General features: G+C 71.3%; 5 protein-coding genes. 1 reads left to right on the forward strand and 4 read right to left on the reverse strand.

Features of this window, described 5'->3' with window-relative positions:
- Positions 1–26: 26 nt before the first annotated feature.
- Together I59_RS09940 and I59_RS09945 are read right to left on the reverse strand one after the other, a co-directional pair.
- The gene (locus I59_RS09940) at positions 27–1,166 is read right to left on the reverse strand and encodes a CE1758 family FMN-dependent luciferase-like monooxygenase (RefSeq protein ID WP_022903739.1); all 1,140 of its coding nucleotides are present in this window, start codon (positions 1,164–1,166) and stop codon (positions 27–29) included.
- Between the two features lie 191 nt (positions 1,167–1,357).
- Positions 1,358–2,152 (reverse strand): phosphatase PAP2 family protein, encoded by a 795-nt coding sequence (locus I59_RS09945; RefSeq protein ID WP_022903740.1) that lies wholly within the window; start codon positions 2,150–2,152, stop codon positions 1,358–1,360.
- Between the two features lie 235 nt (positions 2,153–2,387).
- Between I59_RS09945 and I59_RS09950 the strand changes: the two genes are divergently transcribed.
- Complete coding sequence (locus tag I59_RS09950) at positions 2,388–2,939, forward strand: DUF4383 domain-containing protein (protein WP_022903741.1); 552 nt, start codon at positions 2,388–2,390, stop codon at positions 2,937–2,939.
- Positions 2,940–3,095: 156 nt separating this feature from the next.
- On the opposite strand, the gene I59_RS09955 is transcribed toward I59_RS09950, so the two are convergent.
- Together I59_RS09955 and I59_RS19685 are read right to left on the reverse strand one after the other, a co-directional pair.
- A complete protein-coding gene (locus tag I59_RS09955; protein ID WP_022903742.1) occupies positions 3,096–4,403 on the reverse strand; it encodes an ATP-dependent RecD-like DNA helicase in 1,308 nt (435 codons plus the stop codon).
- The coding region (locus tag I59_RS19685; protein WP_222835004.1) for a cytochrome c oxidase assembly protein at positions 4,400–5,831 on the reverse strand (1,432 nt) is incomplete at its 5' end. The genes I59_RS09955 and I59_RS19685, both read right to left, overlap by 4 nt.

The raw sequence follows: 5,831 nt of genomic DNA on the forward strand, positions 1-5,831 counted from the left end.
CTCCAGGCCGTCGTGCGGTCACGCGATCAGACGGACGCGCCCGTCCACTCGTCCTCGGCGGCGACGTGGTCACTGCCGACCGTGCCGGCTGCCATGGCCGCGGCCACGCGGTCCGCGTGCGACGGCGGGTCGGACGGCACGTCGGCCGGACGGCCGTCGTCGTTGATCTTGCGGAGCTCGGGGACGATGTCCTCGGCGAGGATGTCGATCTGCTCGAGCACCGTCTTCAGCGGCAGGCCGGCGTGGTCCACCAGGAACAGCTGGCGCTGGTAGTGCCCGACGTGGTCCTTCATGGTCGCGTACCGGTCGACGACCTGCTGCGGGGAACCCACGGTGAGCGGGGTCTGTGCGGTGAAGTCCTCCATCGAGGGGCCGTGCCCGTAGACCGGTGCGTTGTCGAAGTACGGACGGAACTCGTCCCACGCGTCCTGCGAGTTCTTGCGCGCGAAGAACTGGCCGCCGAGCCCGACGATCGCCTGGTCCGCGCGACCGTGACCGTAGTGCTCGAAGCGCTGGCGGTAGAGGCCGACCATCTGCTCGGTGTGCTGGATCGGCCAGAAGATGTTGTTGTGGAGGAATCCGTCGCCGTAGTAGGCGGCCTGCTCGGCGATCTCCGGGGTGCGGATCGAGCCGTGCCAGACGAACGGAGGCACGCCGTCGAGGGGACGCGGGGTCGAGGTGAAGCCCTGCAGCGGAGTGCGGAACTTCCCCTGCCAGTTCACGACGTCGTTCTCCCACAGCTGACGGACCAGCGCGTAGTTCTCGATCGCGAGGTTGACACCCTGCCGGATGTCCTGCCCGAACCACGGGTACACCGGGCCGGTGTTGCCGCGGCCCATCATGAGGTCCATGCGGCCGTCGGAGATGACCTGGAGCATCGCGTACTCCTCGGCGATGCGCACCGGGTCGTTCGTGGTGATGAGCGTCGTCGACGTCGACAGCGTGATGTGCTTCGTGCGTCCGGCGAGGTAGCCGAGCATCGTCGTCGGGCTCGACGCGACGAACGGCGGGTTGTGGTGCTCACCCGTGGCGAAGACGTCCAGGCCCGCCTGGTCGGCGTGCTCGGCGATCGTGAGGATGTCCTTCACGCGCTGGGTGTCGTCCGGGGTCGTCCCGGTGGTGGGGTCGGTCGTGACGTCGCTGACCGTGAAGATCCCGAACTGCATGGTGTGCTGCCCTTCGCTTTTCAATGCGTTTGCATCGACTTGCCGGGTACAACGTAGCGCACGCGGAGACATTCCCGCCAGTGCAGCGGAGGACCGCGCCCGCTGTGTGCGTCGGCGGCGCGACAGCACTGCCCGCTCCGGGCGGGCCGCAGCCTCTGCTGCGCGCGTCGGCTGCGCGACCGCGCTGACCGTCACGGGCGAGCCGCTGCGTCCGCCCTGGGCGCCGGGTGCATCCCGTCCGCGAACCAGACCGTGGCGACCACCGCGAGGATGCTCGCACTCGACGCGAGCCGGCCCGCCAGCAGGAGCGCCGCGTGGTCGTGCGCCGTGCCCGAGAACCCGACGGCCAGCGCAGCGACCCCGACCGCCAGCGCGAGGCCGAGCGCGACGAGCAGCACGATGCCGACCAGGCGCCGTGGACCTCGCCGTCCGTCACGGTCCCCGCGCTCACCCCGGTCGACCCGGGGGCCCGCTGCCCGCACCAGGCCGGTCCAGAACAGCGCGATCGCCGAGGCGCCCACGATGTCGCTCACCCGGTGCCAGCCGTAGACGACGGTCTGGTTCGCCACGAAGACCGCGTAGGCCGCCCCCACGATGGTGATGAGTGGTCGCCACCGCCGGGGCGTGACCATGAGGACACCGAACAGCGCGGCGAGGGCGATCGTCGCGTGTCCGGACGGGAACGAGTTCGGCGTCGTCGACTGGGCGATCTCCGGGCGCACGGCGATATGTTTGACGAGCGTCGAGGTCGCTGCCGACGCGAGCACGACGACTCCGGCTCCGAGCCCCACCGCCAGACGTCGTCGGGCGAACGCCACGGCGACCATCACGACGACGAGCAACAGGATCACCGGCACCGAGATGACGTTGAGTGCCGTGTCCGACCCGAACAGGTCGGACTCACGGACGCCGCCGAGCGCGGCGTCCTCCGCCCGCTGACCGAGCGGCGTCAACACGGCGACCGCGTACACGAGAGGCACGATCACGAACCCGAGAGCCGACAGCAGCGCCCACCGTCCCCGCCGCGAGACGACGGGGCCTGGAACTGGTGTCCGCGTCACCGGTCTGGTCCTCCTCGGGGTCGTGCTGACAGGGGTCGTCGTCCGGCTCGTCGGCCGCCTCCGTGGCCGTCCGTCGGACGGGTCCGGGCAGGCCGCAGGATTCGGTCGGTCGGGGTCGGACACGATACCGTTGGCGAGCAGGTCGGACGCTGGGAAACGCGTGGCGTCACGGCCCGCGAGCAACGTCCCGGCGTACTGGTCGCCGGGCGTGGACGAGGAGGAGACCGACGTGGCCATCAAGGAACCGGGCATCACCGCTTCACCGAACCGGGGCCTGGCCCTGACCGTCGGTGCGATCCTGGCGATCTGGGGCATCCTGGGCTTCTTCTTCGCCGGTGACGGCGGCCACGCCTTCTTCGGCAACGACGGCGGCTTCCTGTGGGGCGTGTTCCTCGTGAACCCCGCGCTGTGCCTCGTCTGGACGCTCCTCGCCGCCGCGATGCTCATCGGCGGACTCGGGACGACCATCGGGTCGCGCAACCTGAACCTCCTCGCCGGCATCGTGCTGATCGTGCTCGCCCTGTACGGCTTCTTCTTCTCGAACACCTCGGCGAACGTCTTCGCGCTGAACGGCGTCGACAACGGGTTCCACGCCGTCGTCGGGTTCATCCTGCTGGTCACCGCGCTCGGTGCCGACCGCGAGAACCTGCGAGCCCTGCGAGCCGACCGCGACAACCGCGACCTGCTGCACGCGGAGGCTGCGCACAGCTGACCAACCCTGACCGAACGGTGCCGTCGGGCGGGTCCGCGCTGCCACCAACCGCCAGCCGCCAGCCGTCGGCCGCCAGCCGTCGGCCGCCAGCCGTCAGCCGATCGGCCGTCGGCCGTCACACCGTCGGCCGATCGGGCGTCACACCGCCGGCGCCGCTCAGGCCCCGTCCGCTCGTGGCGCCGCCTCGAGCTCCGTCGCGACCACACGCGGTGCCTCGGACATGAAGCGCCGGACGTCGAGGTCGACGATGATGTCCTGCGGCCGCAACGGACGCGTCAGGTAGAGGCCGTCGAGGGAGGTCAGCCGCGACAGCGCGACGTACGTCTGCCCGGCGCTGAACACGCGGTTGCCGAGGTCGACCACGGCCCGGTCGTAGGTGCTCCCCTGCGACTTGTGGATCGTCACCGCCCACGCGAGGCGGAGCGGGAACTGCTGGAACTCCCCCACGGTGTCCTTCTTCAGTTCCTTCTTGTCCGGGTCGTAGGAGTACTTGAACTTCTCCCACACGGAGGGCTGGACCTCGAAGGACTCCCCGTCGACGTCCACCCAGACGGTGTCGCGGATGGTCGTGACGACGCCGAGCGTCCCGTTCACCCAGCGCTGGTCGGGGTCGTTGCGGAGGAACATGACGTGCGCGCCCGGCTTCAGCTCGAGGGCCTCGTCCGCCGGGAAGTTCCGCCCGCCGAAGTCGCCGTTGACGTCGGCACGTGCGGTCTTGACCTTGCCGGGCAGCCGATCGAGGGCGGCCTTGTTGATCCGGGCCACCGTGTCGTTCCGGGTGGCGAGGGTGATCGCGTCGTCGGGAGCCGACCGCGCGCCGGCGGCGTTGAGCCGGCCGGCGATGTCCGCGGTCACCCGTCCGTGCCGCACGGCGGTGAGCATCGCCGCGAAGGCGTCATCCCGCTGCCGGTGCACGGTCGCGAGCTCGACGATGTGCAGCTCGGCCTCGAGCCAGACCTTCGCGTCGAAGAACCACATCGACCGGTAGTGGTCGGTGAAGTAGGCGCGCTCGTCCCCGTCGCCCGGCACCGGTGGCAGCTGGTACGGGTCACCGAACATGACGACCTGCACGCCGCCGAAGGCCTCGAACTGCCGGCCGCGGGCCTTGCGGAGCGATCGGTCCATCGCGTCGAGGAGGTCGGCGTTCACCATCGAGACCTCGTCGATCACGAGGGTGTCGATCGTGTTGAGGAGCTTGCGGGTGTCCGGGCCCTGCCGGAGCTCGGCGTCGGCGATGAGGCCGATCGGCAGCCGGAACAGCGAGTGGATCGTCTGTCCGCCGACGTTCAGGGCCGCGACCCCGGTCGGGGCGCAGATCACCACCTGCTTCTCGGTGTGCCACGACAGGTGGTTCAGCAGGGTCGACTTGCCGGTACCCGCGCGCCCGGTGATGAAGACGTGGTCACGGGTGTGCTCGATGTACTCGAAGACCGCCCGCTGCTCGGCACTGAGCTCGACCGTCACGGTGCGCCCGCCCCGTGGTCGGGACCCGGTCGGGAGGCGCGGATCGCCTCCGCCTCGGTGCCCGGCGCGTCGACGTGGTCGGCCGACTCCGTCCGGGCGACGTCGCTGTCGGGGCTCTCGTCGTCGAAGTCGTCGTCCGGGTCCGCGATGTGGCTCGACGTCGAACCATGATCCCGACCTCGAACCACGCGACCGCCGTGTTCGACGTCGGTTCCGTCGTCCGGTGCGGCAGCCTCGCCGCGCACGAACCGCGGGACCGCCGGCCGCGACGCCCCGGCCCCGGCCCCGGCCCCGGCGACCGTCGTGGCCGTCGCGGCTCCGTCCCGACGGAGCCGCACGAGCACCACGACGACGACCAGGACCAGCAGTGCGACCCCCGCGACCACGAGCACCGCGCCGCCGCGAGCCTGGTCCACGAGCGGGTCCGGCCCCCACGTCCGGCCCATCGCACCGAACCACGACGCCTGCAGCAGCCCCAGCGGCCCGCGCATCGCGACGCCGAGGGACACGAGCCCGGCGGCGACGACGACCCCGCCGACGATCCGCACGACCGCCGCCGACCGTGTGGCACGACCCGCTCCGGCAGCGACGGGTGTGAGCAGCCCCGGCAGCGCGATGATCCCGACGAGCAGGAACACGACGTCGACCACCGTGCGCCCGGTGGGGTCGCTCACCGACCAACGGAGCACCTGGGTGTCGAAGTACACCCACCACACCGCGGCGAGCAGGACGAAGGCCGGGAACGGCTGCACGAGGTAGCGCACGACGGCGTTGTCCACGAGCACGCCGGTCCACTCGCGCACCCCCGTACTGCCGTCGTCGCGCGGGTGGACCGCAGCCCGGACGAGCCGGACGGGCGCAGCCGCCCACGCCAGCGCCGGGACGACCAGACCGAGCAGCACGTGCGCACCGACGTTCGCCGACACGAGGAACCGGTCGTACGTGTGGAGCGAGCCCGAGGTCGCGAGGACCAGACACACGACGGCGATGCCCGCTGCGACCGAGCGTCGGACCGGCCACGTCGCACCGCGGCGGCGCAGTCGAACGACCCCGGCCGTGTAGGTGGCGGCGAGCAGGACGGCCGCCATGAGCCAGAAGAGGTCGACGTTCCACGCGGTCAGCCAGCCCCAGGCGCCGGGCGCGTGGGGCAGCGGGTCGTCGGTGAGGAGCTCGGCCGGCGTCGGGTCGGTCGTCTTGCTCAGCGCGATCTGGTCGGTCGGCGTCTCGGTCCGCCCGAGCGCTGCCGCGAACCCGGACGCCACGCCCATCACCGCGAGCTCGGTCACGACGAGCACCCAGAACGTCCGTCGGCCCTCCGGCCGGGTGGAGAGCGCTCGGATCGCCCGACGACGCTGCACAGCGCCGAGGACCCCCATCGCGACGATCGCCCCGATCTGACGAGGACGAGGATGCCGACGGCGAGGAGTC

The sequence above is a fragment of the Curtobacterium sp. B8 genome (genome assembly GCF_000333315.1).
Taxonomy (GTDB): domain Bacteria; phylum Actinomycetota; class Actinomycetes; order Actinomycetales; family Microbacteriaceae; genus Curtobacterium; species Curtobacterium luteum.